Below are 20568 nucleotides of genomic sequence, written 5' to 3' on the forward strand. Positions count from 1 at the left end.
ACATCGAGAGGAGGTGCAGCGAAGCAAACCGTAGGCGATGCCCCCGGATGAATCCCGCAACGAAGGAACCCCGAGCCTAAGCGAGGGGCCGTACGCCGGGGCAAGACCTTTGGTTACTTTGGGGCGTTTGCCAAAGTAACCCGACCGTCAGGGCGGAACCGACAGCCGCAACACCCGAAGCAACGGATATTCACACCGCCCCCAAAAAAACACCCCACACAACCAGACCAATTCCACAGATTCCCTCCACCCAACTACAGCCCAACCCCCAAACCAGAGTAACCTGACCCCCGCACAATCCCCCCGGAGACCCAAGCCGATATGGAACTTCATGTCGTGATCAACGGCCGCAAGGACCTCGCCGGTCAGTTGTATCAACAACTGCGTGGCGCCATCGAATCCGGACGACTGACCGCCGGCACCCAATTGCCCCCCAGCCGCCTGCTCGCCGAGCAACTGGGGATCTCACGCAAAACAATCTCCGATACCTACGCCCAACTGACCTACGAAAACTTCCTCACCGGCGTGATCGGCAAAGGCACCTACGTCAACGCCCGCCCCGCCTCGCCCCAGCGCAAGCAAAGCCATTCGGAACTGGCCGGTGCCGACGTCATCGAGCGCTGGCGCAACCTGCCGGTGTTCCTGCGCCATCCGACGCTGGAAGGCTCATTGCGCTACGACTTCATCGGCGGCGCCACCAGCAAGGGCCAGTTTCCCCAGGATGACTGGCGCCGCTGCGTCTCCCACGCGCTGCGCCAGATCGCCGCTTCCAAAGGTTTCTACAGCCTGCCCGAAGGCTTGCCAGCGCTGCGCAACGCGATTGCCCGGCACATCGCGTTCTCCCGTGGGGTCAACTGTCAGGACGAGGACATCGTGGTGTGCAACGGCGCGCAACAGGCGCTGGACCTGATCACCCGCGTTCTGATCAGCCCCGGCAGTCGGGTGGCGATGGAAGACCCCGGCTACCCGCCGGCGCGCCTGCTGTTCGGCACCCATGGCGCCGAAGTGGTCGGGGTGCCGGTGGATGCCGAGGGAATTCAGGTCGAGCACATTCCCGATGGCACCCGCCTGATTTATGTAACGCCCTCGCATCAGTTTCCACTGGGCATGTCGATGAGCCAGGCGCGGCGTGTAGCGCTGCTGGAGCGCGCCCACGAACTGGGCGCAATCATCATCGAGGACGACTATGACAGCGAATTCCGCTACGAGGGTCGCCCGACCGACTCGCTGCACAACCTCGATCAGCGCGGCATCGTCGCCTACGTCGGCACCTTCTCCAAGACCCTGCTGCCAGAGCTGCGCCTGGGTTATGCGATCCTGCCGCCGGCGATTCTCGAAGCGGTGATCCGCGCCAAACAACTCACCGACCTGCACGCCTCCACCCTGCCGCAATGGGCGCTGGCGAAGTTCATCGCCGAGGGCTGCCTGCTCAAGCATATCCGCCGCTGTCACACCATTTATGCCCAGCGTCGCGAGCGCATCCTGGCGCGCATGGCCACCGATCTGGCGCCGTGGCTGGAGGCCGTGCCGCCCAGCGCCGGGTTTCATATGGCAGTGTTTTGCAAAGTACCGATCAACCTGCCGCTGGTGATCGAACTGGCCAGAAAAGTCGAAGTCGGGCTGTACGCCATCGACGGTTTCTTTCATCAGCAACCGGTCAGAAGCGGGATGTACTTCGGCTTCGGCGCCATCGAAACCCTGGACATCGACATCGCCCTTGATCGCCTGCGCGACATTCTGCAACAAGTGGCGTGAGAGATTGGTCTAACCGATTAACCGCTGATTGGTTATTGGTGATCCGGGAGTGCAGGCCTATCCTGCACAGGCGTTATCCCTCAATGAGCAGGATTCGTCCGGCCTGATTCAGGAGTGTGAGCAATGTCCAACGAAGTGATCAACACCGTTCAGGTGCAGGCTGCCACCGGCAGATCAGAGGAGCTGGGCAGGCAACTGCAGAAAATCGTCGAGACCCTGCGCCAGACGCCCGGTTGCGATTCCTACATGGTCGATCGCTGCCCCGAAGACAGCCAGCGCTGGCTGGTCAGCGCCCACTGGCAGTCGGAGGCGGCCATGCAGGCGCACTTCAACCGGCCTGAGGCTCAAGGGTTTATCGACCTGATCGACAGCCGGCTGGCAAACAGCGTCGACTTCAACAGCTTTCCGATTGTTTGAGTAACGATCAAAAGACCGCAGTCTTCGGCAGGTTCGAAGACTGCGGTCTTTTTTATGCGCCACACCACACATTGGTCACCTGAACTTCCCGAATATTGGCGGTGTAAATGTCGCGGCGCGCGGACTACCGTGATGACCGACCACTCAGCCAACCGGTGACCTCCCATGAAAACCCTGCACGTGTTTGCCGCACCGCTCGCCGCCCTCGCCCTGACCGTTTCCGCGTCTGTACTGGCCCACGGCACTGACGCCCCGTCCGAGAAAGTCACGGTGCTGCAGGATCAGATGCTGAAAAACGTTCCGGGCAAAAAAGCCCTGATGATCGAAGTCGATTACAAGCCCGGACAGTCCTCCATCGCCCACAAACACGAAGGCACTGCCATGGCCTACGTACTGGAAGGCGAGATCGTTTCCCAGGTCAAGGGCGAACAGCCGATCACCTACAAGAAGGGCCAATACTGGTACGAGCCGGCCGGCTCCGAGCATCTGGTGTCGAAGAACGCCAGCAAGAGCAAGCCTGCCAGGTTGCTGGTGTTCATGGTGCTTGCGCCAGAGGAACAAATCCTGATTCCTCTGGAAAAGTGATCGCAACTACAAGGCCCGAATCGTTGATTCGGGCCTTTTCCTTACTTCACTAAAACGCAACAACACCGAGTTCCGTTGCGAGCGAAACATGAAGCAACCGTTACTCTCTTCGAACAATTAAAACTTCCATTAGTATCAGCGCTCGCAGGACGCGAACCCAACTTGACAATGGAATATGTATATGAGCACTGAACAACAGAAATCCTTTATTGCAGCCATCAGGTGCGATGACGCCGGCATGACCCTTTTCGGTCAATGGCTGGAAAGCAGCTGGTTCAACAACACCCTGGCCAATCAGCAGAATCGCCTGACCACCCGGCACCGCTATTCCCGACTCGGAAAAATGGTCACCGCGCGAACAGCCCGCCCGCAGACGCGGACAAAGTCGCAAGACATGTTCGTGTACTTCCAGTGTCACGGCGATCGCTACACCCTGCAAATTCTGAGCGAAATCGGCCATGGCAAGTACATCGGCAAGGACCGGGACGGTTGTCTGGCGGCACTGGCCGGCGCTGACAACGCCACGTCGTTCCATCTGCTGAACGCCAGCGACAGTATCGTGACCCTGGATCAACTGCCTTCCCGCCAGGCCAGCATCGTCTTGAAAGTGCGCAATGCCGGAACGGTCAACCGGCAATACAGGAGCAACCCGCATGTTTACAGCTACGCGGACAAGAGTGGCGATTCGGTCAAATTCAATCTCACGATTCTTGAACGAAACGTTTCCCAACCGACCGGCAACACCCCTTACGTGGTCTGGATTGAACCGCTTCGCGGCGATGAAAACGACGACTGAGCATTAACAAAACAATAAGAAACGCCATCAGCCATAAGTGAAATGCTCAAATCTTTGGTTTGAGCATTTTTTATTCCCTTGAGCGATTAACCAAATCCGGTTACAGCAAACAAGACTATTGTTCAGCCTTTGTTCAGCCAATTGGTTATTTCGTTAATCATTGTCCGGTTTAGTATGTGGCAACTGTCGATATCGACGGCAACTTGAAACTTTGACTGACTTTGTTTCACGGGAGAAACACCATGAAACTTGTGTTTGCCGGTACTTTAGCGATTTCGGTATTAGCCTTGGCCGCCTGTTCGGTTCCTACCGCACCGAAAGCGGTGTCCTCGCTCGATACGCTGTTCACTGCCCCAGTGGGTCGCAGCAACGCGACTCAGGTGCAGAGCGGCCCCGGCGTGTCGCTGGGCATTGTCTACAGCCCGAGCACCCAGACCAATCGTGAATACCTGCGTGACTACCAGGCCAACGCCGGCACCGGTTTCGGCCAGAGCCTGCTGGTGCAGCCGATCCATGACGCCTACGTCGCCACTTCGAAGCCGGACATGGCGGTGGATTGGGTCAAGGCCTCGTTGCAACGTCAGTTCGGCTCGGTGACGGTTTACCCGGACATGCAAAGCCTGCGCGCCGCCCGGCCCGATGTGCTGGCGATCGTCGATACCCACAGCCAGTTGATGACATCGCGCAGCTCCGACATCAAGGCCGATGTGAGTGCCGATTTTTACGATGCGCAACTCAACTATATCGGCACGGCCAGAGGCTCAGACGCCGCAGCACTGAGCCCGCTATGGGCCGATTACAAGCGCACCGAGGACATCGTTGCCGATATCCATCAACAGCAGGACGTACAGGTTCGGGCGTTACAGAAGTTTGACCAGTCGCTGGACAGTCTGGTGAGCCGGCCGGCGCAGAAGGTGTCGATGCTTGAAGATCATCAGGCGCAGAAGGTGTATTGACCGCAAAGAAGCCAGTACCGACGCTACAAATCCTTCAGACAAAAAAAGCCCCTGCATCTCACGATGCAGGGGCTTTTTCATTCAGCGCCGGATCAGGCCGGTTCAAGCTCGGTGTTTGCAGGTGCAACCACCGGTGCCTGGCCGCTGCTCAGCGCCACGTCGTTGAGCTCACGGTTGGCGACCGCATACATGGCGTAGTCGGTGCCGCTGGCGGCACGGATTTCCACCAGCATGGCGCGCCAGCGTTCGATCATCGCGGCATTCTGCTCCATCCACAGCGCCAGACGCGCTTCCACGTCCTGAGTACCGCCGCCCGCCTGCAGAACGGCGATGGTGATCGCGCGTTGCTGCCAGTCGACGTCGTCACGGAACGCTTCACGGGCCAGGGCCTGCCAGTTGTTTTCAACCGGCAAGGCGCTGATCTGCGAGATGTACCAGGTGATGTCCAGGGCACTGCCCACGGCGAAGTAGGCCTTGGCCACTTCCGCCGGATCCTGGCCAGTCACGTCGGCAGCCTCGATGATCGGCAGCAGCGTGTACAGGTGCGTCGTACCCGCCACCATACGCGCCAGCAGCTCCGGTACACCGGCGGCAACATAAGCCTGATAACGCTCCTGCCAGTTTTCGCGGATCTCGCCGCTGAGCAGTTCGTCGAGCTTCAGACCCAGCTCCTTCAGGTGCGGACCGAAGTGCGCGACGTCACGGGCAGCGTTCTGCTCGTTGCGACGGGCACGCAGGAACCAGCGCGTGGCGCGACGGCCCAGACGCATCAGCTCGTCCATCAGCTCCAGTTGCACGTCGGCGGAAACCTGATAGTCCAGGGCTTCGATCTGACGGAACCAGTGCGGGAGGTGGAAGATGTCGCGCACGATCACGTAAGCACCGGCCACGTTCGCCGGGGTCATGCCGGTCGACTCTTTCAGTCGCTGAACGAAAGTGATGCCCATGTGGTTGACCAGATCGTTGGCGATCTGGGTGCTGACGATCTCGCGCTTCAGGCGGTGACGACGCATGGCTTCGGCAAACTTGCTGACCAGGCTCGGCGGGAACGCCGTTTCCATGTCGCGGGTCAGGTAGTCATCATCCGGCACCAGCGAGTTGAGCAGCTGTTCCTTGAGGTCGATCTTGCTGTACGAGATCAGCACCGACAGCTCGGCGCGGGTCAGGCCATGGCCTTCGGCAACGCGCTCGGCCAGTTGCTCTTCGGTCGGCAGGAACTCGATGGCGCGATCCAGCTTGCCACGGCCTTCCAGGTCGCTCATCAGACGCTTGTACTCGGCGATCCGCGCGTAGGCACGGCGGGCCGCCAGGGACAGGGCCTGAGTCTGCTTGTAGTTGTTGCCCAGCACCAGGTTTCCGACTTCGTCGGTCATGCTCGACAGCAACTGGTTGCGTTGCTTGTCGGTCATGTCACCGGCCTGAGTCACCTCGTTCAGCAGGATCTTGATGTTCACTTCGTGGTCGGAGCAGTCCACGCCACCGGCGTTGTCGATGAAGTCGGTGTTGGAACCGCCGCCATTGAGACCGAATTCCACACGGCCCAGTTGGGTCATGCCGAGGTTACCGCCCTCGCCCACCACTTTGCAGCGCAGCTCGTTGCCGTTCACACGCAGCGCATCGTTGGCCTTGTCGCCGACATCGGCGTGGCTTTCGGTGCTGGCCTTGACGTACGTACCGATACCGCCGTTCCACAACAGATCCACCGGCGCCTTGAGCAGCGCGTTCAGCAGTTCGGTCGGGGTCAGCTTGTCGGCCTGGATGTCGAAGCGCGCTTTCATTTCCGGCGAGATGGCGATGCTCTTCGCGCTGCGCGAGAAGATGCCGCCGCCGGCGGACATGATGCTGGTGTCGTAATCCGACCAGGCCGAACGCGGCAGGTCGAACATGCGCTGACGCTCGGCGAAGCTCGAAGCCGGATCCGGATTCGGGTCGATGAAGATGTGCAGGTGGTTGAACGCCGCGACCAGTTGCAGCTTGTCGGACATCAACAGGCCGTTACCGAACACGTCGCCGGCCATGTCACCCACGCCGACCACGGTGACGCTGTCTTCCTGGACGTTGATGCCGCGCTCGCGGAAGTGACGCTGAACGCCCACCCACGCGCCCTTGGCGGTGATGCCCATTTTCTTGTGGTCGTAACCGGCCGAACCACCGGAGGCGAACGCGTCGCCCAGCCAGAAGCCGTAGTCGATGGCGATGCCGTTGGCGATGTCGGAGAAGGTTGCAGTGCCCTTGTCCGCTGCCACTACCAGGTACGGGTCATCGTCGTCATGACGCACGACGTTGGCCGGCGGCACCAGGGCGCCGTCCTTCAGGTTGTCGGTAATGTCCAACAGACCGGAGATGAAGATGCGGTAGCAGGCGATGCCCTCGGCCGCGATCTCGTCACGGCTGCCGCCCAGTGGCAGGCGACGCGGCAGGAAGCCGCCCTTCGCACCCACCGGCACGATGACCGAGTTCTTCACTTGCTGGGCTTTCACCAGGCCAAGGACTTCGGTACGGAAGTCTTCTTCACGGTCGGACCAGCGCAGACCGCCACGGGCCACGTTGCCGAAACGCAGGTGGACGCCTTCGACGCGTGGCGAGTAGACGAAGATTTCGAACTTCGGCACCGGCTTCGGCAGCTCTGGAATCGCGTGCGGGTTGAACTTGAAGCTGAAGTACGACTTGTTCTGACCGTTGGCGTCGGTCTGGTAGAAGTTGGTCCGCAGCGTGGCCTTGATCAGGTCCAGGTAACGACGCAGGATGCGGTCTTCGTTGAGCACCTGGACGTCGTCCAGCGCCGTCAGGATCGCTTGCTCCAGACGCAGTTGCTTGTCGTCCAGATCCTCGTTGCTCAGCTTGCGCGCCAGGTAGAAGCGGGTCTTGAACAACCGGGTCAGCTCACGAGCGATGTCGGTGTGGTTGTTCAGGGTGCTGGCGATGTAGCCGAGGTCGAAGCCCAGGCGGATCTGCTTCAGGTAGCGGGCGTAGGCACGCAGCAGCGCCACGTCGCGCCATGGCAGGCCGGCGGTCAGCACCAGACGGTTGAACGCATCGTTCTCGGCATCGCCACGGACGATGTGGACGAACGCGTCCTGCAGGGTGTCGTTGAGTTGCTGGATGTCCAGGTCCAGGCCTTCGGCAGCGGTGAAGGCAAAATCGTGGATCCAGAACTCGCGGCCATTGGTGTGGCGCAGGCGGTACGGGAACTCACCGAGCACCCGCAGACCGAGGTTTTCCAGGATCGGCAGAACGTCGGACAGGGCCAGCGGGGTATCGGCGTGATACAGCTTGCAGTGCAGCTCGCGCTGACCGGTCACCTGACCCAATGGCTGATAGAAGCTCATCACCAGCGGATTTTTTTCGCTCAGGCTGAGCAGGTGCTGCATGTCGACCACGGCCGAATGCGCGGCGAAACGCTCGCGGTAACCGGCCGGGAAGCCTTTCGGGAAGTCCGCCAGCACGTTGGTGCCCTGGGCTTCGCCGAAGTTTTCCACGGTCAGCGCGGTGTAGTCGTCCTGCCAGCTGCGGCAGGCCTGGATCACTTCGTTTTCCAGTTGCTGCGGGTCGATGTCGATGCGGTTTTTCGGGTCGACGCGCAGGATCAGCTGCACGCGCGCCAGCACGGACTCGGAGAAGAACGTCCAGAACTCGCAGTCGCTGGCCTTCAGGCGCTCCATCAGCACCTGCTGGATCTTCTGGCGAACTTCAGTGGAATAGATGTCACGCGGCACGTAGGCCAGGCAGTAGCAGAAGCGGCCGTACGGATCTTTGCGCAGGAACACGCGGATCTTGTTGCGCTCCTGGATCTGCACGATCGACATCACGGTGCTGAACAGCTCGTCGACCGGGGTCTGGAACAGGTCGTCACGCGGCAGCACTTCGAGCACCTGCGCCAGTTCCTTGCCCAGGTGAGCCTTGGCCTGGAAGCCGGAGCGGTGTTCGATTTCCTCGACCTTGCGACGGATGAACGGAATGCTCCGCACGCTCTCGCCGTACACCGACGAGGTGTACAGGCCCATGAAACGGTGTTCCTTGATGACTTTGCCGTTGGCGTCGATTTCACGGATCGACACGTAGTCCGGGTACGCCGGACGGTGGACGCGGCTCGGGTGCGCGGCCTTGGCGAAGGTCAGCAGCTTCGGTTCACGCAGGTAGGTGACGGCGTAGTCTTCGATGCGCGTTTCGTCATACGTCATGCCGGTACGCAGCAGCTTGGTCAGGCCGAGGAACGAATGCTGGTCGTACTCGATGTGGCCGCCATCGGCCTGATCGGAAACCACGAACTCTTCGTAGCCCAGGAAGGTGAAATGATTGTTCACCATCCAGTCGAGGAAACTCTTGATTTCGTTCTTCTCGTCGGCATCGACGGCGAACGCGCTGTTATCGAGCCCGGTGAGGATTTCCTGCACCTTGGCCTTCATCGGCTCGAAATCGGCGACCGCGACGCGGACTTCGGCAAGGACCTGCTCCAGTTCCTTGGTCAGCACATTCAGCTCGGCCGCGTTGGCGCAACGGTCGATTTCCAGGTACATCAGCGATTCGTGCTGAACGCCTTCGCCCGTGGTGCCCTTCGGCAGGATTTCCAGCAGCTCGCCCTTGTCGCCACGACGCACGCTCAGCACGGTGGTCTGCAGGGTGTGAATGCTGTAGCCGCGACGGTTCAGCTCGGTACGCACCGAGTCCACCAGGAACGGCAAGTCATGGTGCAGCACTTCGACCGCGGTGTGGGTCGACTGCCAGCCATGACGTTCGTAATCGGGGTTGTAGACGCGCACTTGCGGTTGCGCGTGATCGAAGCGCTCAAGCAGGCGCCACGCAGAAAGAGTACAGCCAGCGAGGTCGGAGAGGCGACGCTGGGTCAACTCGTCCAGGGAAATGATGCCGAAGAATTGTTCAGCGAACAGCGCCACTTGTGGCAGTGCCTGTTCACTGATGTGCTGCGCCAGTGCCGCTTGCAGTTGATGCTGGAAGTCGGCTTTGCTGGCTGCGGTGAAGAACGCCATCTGTGGTACTCCGCTTGGGCTTGTTATTGATGGAAAGCGTCACATGCAAAACCCCTTTCGGGGCGTTTCGTCGCCCTGTTCCTGATTCTCGGGCAGAGGAAACAGGGTGACAGGTGGGTGAAGCTGGACGAGACAATCAAGTCACATTCACCTTCCATGGATGGGCATCTGCAAAAACGACTGCCAGGTGCATCGACAATGCCTTTACGGGTGCCCATCCGTTGCGCAGCTTAAAGGCTGCGACAATGTGTCTGCTTGCGGTGCTGCGACATATTCGGTCATTGGCACGTAAACGGCGTCGAATGCATCGAACAACACTAGCAGTCGTTGAGGAAATTGGCCGGTTCAAAGGCCGATTTGCGGAACCGGCGTGCCAGAAGCGATGACCTGGCGTTACACATCCCGAAATGAAAACGCCCATGGCCGTTGCCGGACCATGGGCGCTCGAACCGGATCAGTCCGGCAGCTCTTCGAAAGCCCTGAATTTGCTGATGGTGGAGCAGTCGTAGCAGACGGTTCGCAGGATCATCTTGTCCATGCTGGCGTCGATGTTGGGGGAGTCGCATTCGCGGCAGAACAACTGATGATTGTCTGGGTCGGAGACGGACGGCGTGAACGGGTTGTAGCGTGCCGCCTGCTCCAGCCGGTCACGCTCCGCCTCGACGGCAATCTGTTGCTGGCGGACTTTGGCGCACTTCCCGCAATTGCACATCTCGCGCCTGCCCGCCTCGCGGCGGGCAACGGGGTCGGATGCGTAATAGCGATGTGCGCAACTTGCGCAGTTGTACACGTATCGCGAAACCGGCGTTCCTCTGGCCGGACGGCGCATCCACATCGGCCGATCACAATACGGGCAGGTCAGGTCCGCACTGACCATCGGCGGCAACACTTCCAGCACGCTGTTCAGCGTTGTCGGGAGGCCGAATTCGGCGATCAGTCCGGCTTTCTTTTCACCGCCGAGGTAACGCTGATAAAGCTGTTCGACCTGCGCCTCGGACAAATGCCGGATTTCTTCCGGCCATTCGAAATATTGAGTCATTGAAAGAGATCCTTTTTTTCATGATGGCAATCGCACTCCCTTGCGGTTGAACTACGGAATCTGGCGGCAAACGCGGGCTCAAACAAGCCCAAAACCGCTGAACGGCTGCGATTTTGTCGATTTCCCGATACCCTACCCGGAACAGGAAATATTCGTACCAGCCCGTCTGAAAAGTCTTTAAGAACAATCCCTCACAAACGCCGCTTAGCGGCGCCATCAGTCCTGATGCCCAAAAAGTGACCGCAAAATTCAACCTCAGGCATTGGAGAAATTCGCGCCCTATCCGTTTTTTCTCTCAAATGAGTTGCTCTCTGTACTCGTCGGTTACGGCGTACATAAAACCTATATAAAACAGAGCATTAGAAGAATCTAATCATTTCTTACAGACCAGCAGGATTTACCCCACACAATTATAAGAACATTTTCCTACAACGCAGTTTGTGCACTGTAGCGAGTAGTGCTATCAATATTTTCAAGTTACAAACTACCGCCCCCCCCCCAGAAACAAAAAGCCCAAAGGATTGGGCTTTCAACAGAAAGGAACCAACATGCCAGAAGACAACTTCCCGGGAATAATCACTTACGGCGACGGATCATGGGAAATATACCCTTTAAATCCAGGCAGGCTCCGTGACGACATCCGCAAGAACTACCCTCTCGGCAATCCAATGCATGGATTTACCCTGGCCATCGAAAACGACTATCTCACCCGCACGCAAAATCTTGAGCAAGACTTACAGATAGAATTAAACGCTGCAGAAAGCACCTCCCCACCATTCACAACGAGTTCACCGGAGGCATGGCTAAACAGAGCGATCAACGTAGTCAATGAGCTATTGTTTCAAAAAAACGCAAACCTTCAAAAACAGCTTAGAACCGCTCAAGAATCAAAACAGCATGCAAAGCTGCAAGCCACTTACGACTCAATAATTTCGCAAAAGCAAATAGCAAGCCTTCAAGACAGGCAAACCAGACTCTATGCTGAAGTCGCCCGGCGCCAAGCCGAAGCTCTAGCGCTACAGCAGGCAGCTGAAGCACAACGACAAGCACAAGAACAGGCTCGCCTCGCTGCACTTGCAGAAGCCAAACGACTCGACGACGAAAAGGCTGCCGCAGCAGAAAAAGCACGACAACTCGATGATTACAAACGCAGCGTGGCCTACGTCGCCGACGCAAACAAATACATCCTGGAGAAGTACGGCGCAAACCTGCACCAAGTGGTGACTGATCTTCAAAAAGACATTTCAGGCAAAAAGATTCGCAGCTACAGCGAGGCCATGCAGACCTTCGAGCAGGTGCGGACCAACCCGAATGCAAGGCTCAGCCCGCAGGATACCCGCGCGGTGGTGGACGCATTGAATGCGCTGGACAAGGCGACCTACATGGACAACGTCAATCGACTGGCCAAGGGGTTTGGCGTGACCGGCAAAATAGTGCAGGCACACTCGGTAATCGAGAAGACGGTCATTGGCTTCCGTGACGGTGACTGGAAGCCTTTGATGCTGGAGTTGGAAAGTATTGCTGCGGGAATGGGGGCAGGCGCCATACTGGCTGGTGTTATCGCAATGCATGCCCAAGCCTTCGCAGTCAGCATCCCTGGCATCGTTATAGTGGGCCTACTGGTTGCCGCTGTAGCCTCCTATCTGGATGCCAAAAAAGTAGAAAGAATAAACATTATCCTCCTTGACCAGCTCAATTCCGCATCATCCACATAACCGATGCCGCAGGATTGGGTTCAACCGACTCAATCCTGCAGCACAAAAAAAACATGCATATCCAGGAGCCCTGAATGTATAAAAAAAGCCCAAGAGATATCCGCCCGTTATTGGCGAACATCTTATTTTGCACCCCAATTTTTCTTATATGCTTCATCCTGCCCGCACATCCACAAACCGCCCTGGACATTGCCATCGACAATCTCCTGGATGACCAGCTATTTGGACTAACTGGCTTTTGGTCATCTTTATTTCCTTTCAACTCAAAAGCCGCTGCAAACTATGTAGCAATATTCGGCCCACTGCTCGCCGTCTTTTCGATCTACACAACCCTCACAACAGAAACAGACCCAAAGCAACTCGAGAGCGTCACACTTAAGCGTTATCTGGCCATTTCCATCGGAGGAACTTTATTCTTTATTTTTTTGGCGTGTACTTTCTATCTTGAATCAGACGACCTCGGAACACGCACCGGAAAGTACGGCAACCTATTTGGCGCCAACGTCTTGTTCTTCTCCATCCACCACTCCCTCATGTCTTTCCTATTGTTTTTCATAGCCCCCCTTTTCACATACTCCTTCTATTACTCTATTCCACGACTTTTCATAAAACGATGGCTGTGCAAGAGACAAAAAATGAAGATGTAGCGGCAGATTTTTCTCCAGACTGGCAAAATAACGTTTTTTTCGTCGCGCCATCGCGTCCCCGCCCACCCAGGACTTCCCCCCATGCAAATGACCACCGACCTTTTGATCGTCAACCCGTGCGACGACGAGGAAGACAACATGGCCATGCTTTGCTGCCACAGCAAGAAAGGCGAAATGTTTCTGATGAGCCGTTATCCGGACGAAGACGAGCTGGAAATCACCCTGGACGGCGAGCCTTCAACGCTGGACGGCGTCAAGGCCACATTGACCGCCACCCTGCTGAAAATCGAAATCGCAGCGGCGGATGCTGATGCCCTGAACGGGGATGATGTGCTGGAGATCACGTTCAACCCGGACATGGTCGATCTGGCCGAGGTTGAGGAAACCCTGAAAAACATTCTTGACGGGACCGGGACCTTCATCAGCCAGATTTGATGGGGCCTGAACTGGCGCCTTCGCGAGCAAGCTCGCTCCCACAATGGATCGTGTTTCCCTGACAGAACGCGGTCACGTTGGGAGCGAGCTTGCTCGCGAAAGGCCCCGAAAGAACACCGCACCTCCCCCGCCCTACAAATTTCCAACAATTACCCCAGTCATTTCCCGCACTTTGCGCAAAATGCCGTTAGTCGCCACCCCCTGCGATGGATTAAAGTAACGCCCCCAGCCCCGGCGTTATTCGAACGCCTCGGCCACCCTTTCCAGGAACAGTCATCGATGGAACATCGTGAAGCGCTGCTGGCGCTGCGAACCTTTCTTTCAACGCAGATTCTCGGCCAGGAAAAACTCATCGAGCGCTTGCTCATCGCCCTGCTCGCCGACGGCCACATGCTGGTCGAGGGCGCTCCGGGTCTGGCCAAGACCAAAGCGATCAAAGAACTCGCCGAGGGCATCGAAGCCCAGTTCCATCGCATCCAGTTCACCCCCGACCTGCTGCCGGCGGACATCACCGGCACCGAAATCTATCGCCCGGAAACCGGCAGTTTCGTGTTCCAGCAAGGTCCGATCTTCCACAACCTGGTGCTGGCGGACGAAATCAACCGTGCCCCGGCCAAGGTGCAATCGGCGCTGCTCGAAGCCATGGCCGAGCGTCAGGTCAGCGTCGGGCGCAGCACCTATGAACTGTCGCCGCTGTTTCTGGTGATGGCCACGCAAAACCCGATCGAGCAGGAAGGCACCTACCCGCTGCCGGAAGCCCAGCTCGACCGTTTCCTGCTGCACGTCAAGATCGGCTTCCCCGACGCCGCCGTCGAACGGCGCATCCTGCAACAGGCGCGCGGCGAGGCTCTCAACGGCGAAACCAAACCCGAACGCCGGGTCAGTCAGCAGGCGATTTTCGCCGCGCGCAAGGAAATCCTCGGTTTGTACATGGCGGACGCCGTGGAGGAATACCTGGTGCAACTGATCATGGCCACGCGCAACCCGGCCAAGTTCGATCCGGAAATGGCCGAATGGATCGCCTACGGCGCCAGTCCGCGCGGTTCGATCGCCCTCGACCGTTGCGCCCGCGCCCATGCCTGGCTGGCCGGACGCGATTTCGTCAGCCCTGAAGACATTCAGGCCGTGCTGTTCGACGTGTTGCGTCACCGCATCATTCTGTCGTTTGAAGCCGAAGCCGCCGGCATTGACCAGGATCGGGTGGTGCAACGGATTCTCGACGTCGTAGCCGTCGCTTGACCCCCATGAACGCCTCCCTGCCGTCCGAACCGGGCATTCGCGTCAGCCTCGCCGAGCTGATCGAGATGCGTCACCGTGTGCGCGAAGTGCAGTTGTTTTCCACCCCGAGCCAGCGCAGCCCGCTGATCGGCCTGCATCACTCGAAATTCCGTGGCCGAGGCGTGGACTTTGATCAGGTGCGGGTCTATCAAGCCGGCGACGATGTGCGCACCATCGACTGGCGGGTGACCGCGCGCACCCAGGAGCCGCACACCAAGCTGTTCCATGAAGAGCGCGAACGGCCGATTTTCATCATGGTCGAGCAGAGCCGGCGGCTGTTTTTCGGTTCGGGGCTGATGTTCAAGTCGGTGCTGGCGGCGCAGGCGGCGGCGCTGATCGGCTGGGCCGCGCTGGGCCATAATGACCGCGTCGGCGGGCTGGTCTTCGGCGACAACGAGCACTATGAAATCAAGCCGCGTCGCAGCAAGCAGAGCCTGTTGCAGTTGCTCAATCGGCTGGTGCGGGTCAATCAATCGCTGCACGCCGAGCGCGAGCAGGATCGCGATGCGTTCGGCGTGGCGCTGCGCCGCGCGCGGGAAGTCCTGCGACCGGGCAGCCTGGTGATCGTGATTTGCGATGAGCGCGCGCTGTCCGACAGCGCCGAGCAGCAACTGAGCCTGCTGTCGCGTCATTGCGACCTGTTGCTGCTGCCGCTGTCCGATCCACTGGATCATGCCCTGCCCGCCGCCGGGCTGCTCAGATTCGCCGAACGTGGCGCACAACTGGAACTCGACACCCTGAATTTCGACCTGCGCCAGACGTACCGCGCCCAGGCCGAAGCGCGTATCGCCCGCTGGGAGTTGCTCGCGCAGAAACTGCGGGTGCTGCTGATGCCCCTGAGCACCCAGAGCGAAATGGTCGAGCAGATGCGCGAGTTCCTTAACCCGCAACGTCCGGGGAAAGGTCGATGAACGGCCTCGAACAACTGCAACCGCTGATTTCGCCGCCACCGATCGCCTTCTGGCCGCCGGCACCGGGCTGGTGGCTGCTGCTGTTGTTGCTGCCGCTGATCGGTATTGGATTGTGGCGCCTGCGCCGGTTCATTCCGCTCAAGAAAAAGCCGATCGTGCGCGCCGAGCAACCGCTCGACCCGGTGCGCATCGCTGCACTCGCCGAACTGGCGCAGATGCCCAAACCCTACGACGGCGCTCCGGCCGGGGCCTGGCTGCAACAGCTCAATGGCCTGCTCAAGCGCCTGTGCCGCACCCACTACCCTTACAGCCAGAGCCACACCCTCAATGGCCGCAAGTGGCTGGCGTTTCTCGATAACCGCTGCCCCGCCGCCGGCCTGACCCGCTGGATGGTGCTGGTCGAAGGCGCCTACAAGCCCGAGTGCAAACTGGACGACAAGGCCATCGCCGGCCTGACCCAAGCGGTCGACACCTGGATCCGCAAGCATGTTTGAGTTCGCCTGGCCGTGGATATTTCTGCTGGTGCCGCTGCCGTGGCTGATGCGCCTCGTGCTGCCGGTGGCCGACAGCGGCGAGCCGGCGCTGAAAGTCAGTTTTCTCGGCGACCTCGAAGGCCTCGCCCGCCGTCGCGCCCGCGCCAACCTGCCGGCGTGGCGGCAGCAGACGCCGTTCATTCTGTTATGGCTGTTGCTGCTGATCGCCGCCGCCCGCCCGCAATGGCTCGGCGAGCCTCTACCGATTGCCGCCAGTGGCCGTGATTTGCTGGTGGCGGTGGACGTGTCCGGCTCGATGGATTTCCCCGACATGCAATGGCAGGACGAAGAGGTCAGTCGCCTGTCGCTGGTGCAGCATCTGCTCGGTGATTTTCTGGAGAGCCGCGAGGGCGACCGGGTCGGCCTGATCCTGTTCGGCAGCCAGGCGTACCTGCAAGCACCGCTGACCTTCGACCGACGCACCGTGCGCGTGTGGCTCGATGAAGCGCGGATCGGCATCGCCGGCAAGAACACCGCCATCGGCGACGCCATTGGCCTGGCCCTGAAACGCCTGCGCATGCGCCCCGCCCAGAGCCGGGTGCTGATTCTGGTCACCGACGGGGCGAACAATGGCGGCGAAATCGATCCGCTGACCGCAGCAAGGCTGGCCGCCAATGAAGGGGTGAAAATCTACCCGATCGGTATCGGTGCCGATCCCGAGGAAAGCGGCGCCACCGCGTTGCTCGGCGGCAATCCGACCCTCGACCTCGACGAACCGGCCCTCAAGGCCATCGCCGACGCCACCGGCGGCCGCTATTTCCGCGCCCGTGACGGCAAAGAGTTGCAAGCGATCAAGGACACCCTCGATCAACTCGAGCCGGTGACCCAGCAACCGACCCAGGCCCGCCCGGCCCAGACGCTGTATCAATGGCCGCTGGCCTTGGCCCTGCTGCTGAGCCTGTTGCTGGTCGCTCGTGAATTGTGGCCGGACAACCCCTTGCAACGGCTGTTCACCAAGGAGCTGTATCTGCAAAGCCCCCTGCCTGACTGGCGCGCCCGCCTCAAGCGCTTGCGCCTGCGGAGGCGTCGATGATCGCCCTCTGGCCGCACTGGTTCCGTCCCTGGTGGTTGCTGCTGTTGCCGCTGCTCGGCTGGCTGATCTGGCAACTCTGGCACCGACAGAAACGCGCCGGGCGCTGGCAGATGATTTTGCCGCCAGCCTTCCACGCCGCCCTGCTCAGCGGCGGCAGCGGTCGCGACAGCAAATTGCCGTGGATCGCCCTCGGCCTGGCCTGGGTGCTGACCCTCGTCGCGCTGCTCGGGCCGAGCTGGGAACGGGTCGAACAGACCAGCCAGAAACCCGCCGACCCGCTGGTGGTGGTGCTGGAACTGACCCCGGAAATGCTCGCCACCGACTCGCCGCCCACGCGCCTGGAGCAGGCCCGGCGCAAGCTGTTCGACCTGTTGCAGGCGCGCAGCGATGCGCAGACCGCCATCGTCGTCTACGCCGGCAGCGCCCACACGCTGGTGCCGCTGTCGGACGACCTGGCGACCAGCCGCAACCTGCTCGATGCGCTGAAACCGTCGCTGATGCCGGAAAACGGCCATCGCGCCGATCTGGCGGTGAACAAGGCGCTGGCCCTGCTCAAACAGGGCTCGTTGGGTCAGGGGCGGATCCTGCTGATCGGCTCGTCGCTGTCGGAACAGGAGCGCCAAGGCATTCGTCATGCGCTGGGCGGGCAATCGGCGCAGTTGCTGATGCTCGGCATCGGCACCGCCGAAGGCGCACCGATTGCCCAGGAGGACGGCAGCTTCCTCAAGGACGCCCAGGGTGCGATCCGCGTGCCGCAACTCGACAGCCCGGGTCTGAACGCCTTCCTCAACGCGGTCGGCGGTGAATATCGTGCCGCGCGGCTGGATGAGTCGGACCTGCGCACCCTGGGTCTGCTCGATGGCCCGCACAGCTTGCGCAGCGACGGCCAGACCCTGCGCCTCGACACCTGGGCCGATCAGGGTTACTGGCTGCTGTTGCCGCTGTTGCTGCTCGCCGCGTGCGCCGGGCGGCGTGGCTGGCTGTTCTGCCTGCCGCTGCTCTTTTGTCTGCCGCAACCGAGCTACGCTTTTGACTTCGAAGACTTGTGGCTGCGCCCCGATCAGCAGGGTTTGCACTTGCTCAAGCAGAAGCGCCCGGCCGAAGCCGCGCAACACTTCGAAGATCATCAGTGGCAAGGGGTGGCGTTGTACGAGGCCGGCGACTACAGTGGCGCCGCCCAGCGTTTTGCCGAAGGCAGCGACGCCCGCTCCCACTACAATCGGGGCAATGCGCTGGCGAAAAGCGGCGAGCTGGAAGCGGCGATCGACGCCTATGAACAGGCCCTGGAACTGCAACCGGATTTACGCCCGGCGCAGACCAACAAGGCCCTGGTGGAAACCCTGCTGAAGCAGAAAAACGCGCCGCCACCCGCCGAGCCACAAACCCAGGCAGCGCAGCAGAATGTGCCGGGCGACGAACCGCCGCCCGCGACCGCGCCGCCCCCGGCGGTCAAGAGTGAAAGCCAGAGCGAGGCACCGCCGGAGTCCGCCAGCGAACCGCCGCCGCCCCCCCCGCCGCAGCCAGGCCCCGACGAAATCCCGAACAGCGCGGCGGCGGAAGAACAGAACAGCGGCCCGATGCTGCACCCCGACGGGGACAACCTCGAAGGCGAACAGCGCCAGGCACTGGAACAATGGCTGGGCAAGATCCCGGACGATCCGGGCGAATTGCTGCGACGTAAATTCTGGTACGAACAGCAACAACATCAGGATCAGGAAAACACTCGATGACCCGCTTCACCGCTCTCTTGCTGCCCCTGCTGATCTGCACGGCCTCCGCCCAGGCGACCGAGCTGACGGCCAGCGTGGATCGCAGTCGCCTGAACTCCGGCGAGACGGTCGAACTCACCCTCGAATCCAGCGATGTCACGCAATTCGGCAAACCGGATCTGACCCCCCTCGAGCCTTTTTTCGAAGTGCGCGGCACGCGGCAAGTCAACCAGCTCAACTCGCTGAACAATGAAAACCACGCCACCACCCGCTGGATGATCACTCTGCTGCCCAAACAGAACGGCAGCGTGGTCATCCCGTCGTTGCAACTGGGCGAGGCACACAGCCAGCCGATTACCGTGCAGGTCGTCGAAAGCGCCTCCATCCAGGGCCAGAACACCCGCGACCCGGTGTTCATCGAGTCCAGCCTCGACCAGACCAGCGTCTACGTGCAGGCCCAGGCGATCCTGACCCTGCGTGTCTACCACTCGGTGTCGCTGTACGACGACAGCAGCCTGAGCCCTTTACAGATCAGCGACGCGCGTGTCGAGCCACTGGGCGAGATGCGCACCTACGAGAAAGACATCAACGGCGTGCGCCACGGCGTGATCGAGATGCGCTACGCGATCTATCCGCAGCACAGCGGTTTGCTGACCGTTCCTGTGCAGACCTTCACCGCCACCGGCGTCGATACCCAGTCAACCCAGGACAGCAATTCCCAGGGACCGAAACCGGGCAAGCTGATGCACATCAGCTCCACGGAAATCGCCCTGACGGTCAAACCCAAACCGATGACCTACCCCAACGATGCGCCCTGGCTGCCGGCCCGCAGCCTGAGCCTCGAAGAGAGCTGGAACCCGGAGCCTGATCACATTCAGGTCGGCGACTCGCTGACCCGCAGCCTGACGCTCAAGGTCGAAGGCCTCGCCGGTTCACAACTGCCGGCCTTGCCGGCCACCGAGGCCAACGGCCTGCGCCGCTATCCGGATCAACCGGTGCTGACCAATCAAAGCACCGACCGGGGTCTGGTCGGCAGCCGTGAAGAACGCGAAGCGCTGGTGCCGAGCCGCAGCGGCTCGATCGAATTGCCCACGGTGGACGTGGTGTGGTGGAACACCTTCGAAGACCATCTGGAACACAGCAGCCTGCCGGCGCGTACCCTGCAAGTGGCGAACAACCCGAGCCTGCAGGTCGACACCCCGGCCGGCAGCCTGCAACCGGGCAACAGCGCCGACCTCGAAGCGCTGTGGTGGTGGAAACTCAGTACGCTGGTCCTCGCCTGCACCACCCTGCTCGGCTTCGGCCTGTGGTGGCGCGCACGCTGGCAACCGGCGATCCTGCGCGCCGCGCAAACCGGCCCGAGCCCGCGCACCCTGATGGACGACATCAAACGCGCCAGCCAGGCCAACGACCCCCACGCCACCCGCCAGGCCCTCGACGCCTGGGCGCGCCAGCAGCCGGAAACCCTGGCGGATATGGCGGCGCGCTTCGTTCCACTGTCCGACGCTCTCGACGGGCTGAACGGGGCGCTGTACAGCGAAACCGGCCAGCACTGGCAAGGCGAAGACCTGTGGCGGGCCATCCGCACGATCCCCACCGCCGAGCGGGTGCAGGACCCGACAGGCGACAGCGGCCTGCCGCCGCTTTACCCCAAATAAGCAAAAAATCGCAGCCTGCGACAGCTCCCGCACCGATCCGTGGGACGCGCCGGAGGCTGCGATCTTGCAAGACACCCAGCAACCCCTTCCGATTGCCAGTAAACTCTCCCCTC

General features: G+C 60.5%; 16 protein-coding genes. 14 read left to right on the plus strand and 2 right to left on the minus strand.

The genetic code is table 11. The features are described 5' to 3' along the window. The first annotated feature begins 321 nt into the window (after positions 1-321). From N8H74_RS21300 to N8H74_RS21320, 5 genes are all read left to right on the plus strand, one after another. Complete coding sequence (locus tag N8H74_RS21300; RefSeq protein WP_262150035.1) at positions 322-1755, plus strand: PLP-dependent aminotransferase family protein; 1434 nt, start codon at positions 322-324, stop codon at positions 1753-1755. A 123-nt stretch (positions 1756-1878) separates the two neighbouring features. Continuing rightward, positions 1879-2172: a putative quinol monooxygenase gene (locus N8H74_RS21305; RefSeq protein WP_262150037.1), complete on the plus strand. Its 294-nt coding sequence runs from the start codon at positions 1879-1881 to the stop codon at positions 2170-2172. A gap of 165 nt (positions 2173-2337) precedes the next feature. After that, complete coding sequence (locus N8H74_RS21310; RefSeq protein WP_217833281.1) at positions 2338-2757, plus strand: cupin domain-containing protein; 420 nt, start codon at positions 2338-2340, stop codon at positions 2755-2757. A gap of 181 nt (positions 2758-2938) precedes the next feature. Beyond that, positions 2939-3553: a hypothetical protein gene (locus N8H74_RS21315; RefSeq protein ID WP_262150039.1), complete on the plus strand. Its 615-nt coding sequence runs from the start codon at positions 2939-2941 to the stop codon at positions 3551-3553. Positions 3554-3795: 242 nt separating this feature from the next. Beyond that, positions 3796-4509: an ATPase gene (locus N8H74_RS21320; RefSeq protein WP_262150041.1), complete on the plus strand. Its 714-nt coding sequence runs from the start codon at positions 3796-3798 to the stop codon at positions 4507-4509. A 92-nt stretch (positions 4510-4601) separates the two neighbouring features. Here N8H74_RS21320 and N8H74_RS21325 read toward each other — a convergent pair whose 3' ends face one another. Together N8H74_RS21325 and N8H74_RS21330 are read right to left on the minus strand one after the other, a co-directional pair. Then, positions 4602-9497: an NAD-glutamate dehydrogenase gene (locus tag N8H74_RS21325; protein WP_217833274.1), complete on the minus strand. Its 4896-nt coding sequence runs from the start codon at positions 9495-9497 to the stop codon at positions 4602-4604. A gap of 454 nt (positions 9498-9951) precedes the next feature. Further along, positions 9952-10536, minus strand: coding sequence for a hypothetical protein (locus N8H74_RS21330; RefSeq protein ID WP_262150044.1), 585 nt, complete (start codon positions 10534-10536; stop codon positions 9952-9954). 548 nt (positions 10537-11084) lie between these two features. Between N8H74_RS21330 and N8H74_RS21335 the strand changes: the two genes are divergently transcribed. The 9 genes from N8H74_RS21335 (at position 11085) to N8H74_RS21375 (ending at position 20455) form a co-directional block, all read left to right on the plus strand. Next, a complete protein-coding gene (locus tag N8H74_RS21335; protein ID WP_262150046.1) occupies positions 11085-12251 on the plus strand; it encodes a colicin-like pore-forming protein in 1167 nt (388 codons plus the stop codon). A gap of 74 nt (positions 12252-12325) precedes the next feature. Beyond that, positions 12326-12898 (plus strand): hypothetical protein, encoded by a 573-nt coding sequence (locus N8H74_RS21340; RefSeq protein ID WP_262150048.1) that lies wholly within the window; start codon positions 12326-12328, stop codon positions 12896-12898. 81 nt (positions 12899-12979) lie between these two features. Next, positions 12980-13333 carry a hypothetical protein gene (locus N8H74_RS21345; RefSeq protein ID WP_217833265.1) on the plus strand — a complete coding sequence of 118 codons (354 nt, stop codon included), beginning with the start codon at positions 12980-12982 and terminating at the stop codon, positions 13331-13333. Between the two features lie 279 nt (positions 13334-13612). Continuing rightward, positions 13613-14572 carry a MoxR family ATPase gene (locus tag N8H74_RS21350; protein WP_217833263.1) on the plus strand — a complete coding sequence of 320 codons (960 nt, stop codon included), beginning with the start codon at positions 13613-13615 and terminating at the stop codon, positions 14570-14572. A gap of 5 nt (positions 14573-14577) precedes the next feature. Then, positions 14578-15522, plus strand: a complete 945-nt coding sequence (locus tag N8H74_RS21355) for a DUF58 domain-containing protein (RefSeq protein WP_217833261.1) — start codon at positions 14578-14580, stop codon at positions 15520-15522. Beyond that, a complete protein-coding gene (locus tag N8H74_RS21360; protein ID WP_262150051.1) occupies positions 15519-16016 on the plus strand; it encodes a DUF4381 domain-containing protein in 498 nt (165 codons plus the stop codon). Before N8H74_RS21355 ends, N8H74_RS21360 begins: the two co-directional genes overlap by 4 nt. Then, positions 16009-17088, plus strand: a complete 1080-nt coding sequence (locus tag N8H74_RS21365; protein ID WP_217833257.1) for a VWA domain-containing protein — start codon at positions 16009-16011, stop codon at positions 17086-17088. The genes N8H74_RS21360 and N8H74_RS21365 overlap by 8 nt, the downstream gene beginning before the upstream one ends. Beyond that, positions 17085-18818 carry a tetratricopeptide repeat protein gene (locus N8H74_RS21370; protein WP_262150053.1) on the plus strand — a complete coding sequence of 578 codons (1734 nt, stop codon included), beginning with the start codon at positions 17085-17087 and terminating at the stop codon, positions 18816-18818. The genes N8H74_RS21365 and N8H74_RS21370 overlap by 4 nt, the downstream gene beginning before the upstream one ends. Further along, positions 18815-20455, plus strand: a complete 1641-nt coding sequence (locus N8H74_RS21375; RefSeq protein ID WP_262150054.1) for a BatD family protein — start codon at positions 18815-18817, stop codon at positions 20453-20455. The genes N8H74_RS21370 and N8H74_RS21375 overlap by 4 nt, the downstream gene beginning before the upstream one ends. Positions 20456-20568: the final 113 nt, after the last annotated feature.

The sequence above is a fragment of the Pseudomonas sp. B2M1-30 genome (assembly GCF_025447575.1).
Classification (GTDB): domain Bacteria; phylum Pseudomonadota; class Gammaproteobacteria; order Pseudomonadales; family Pseudomonadaceae; genus Aquipseudomonas; species Aquipseudomonas botevensis.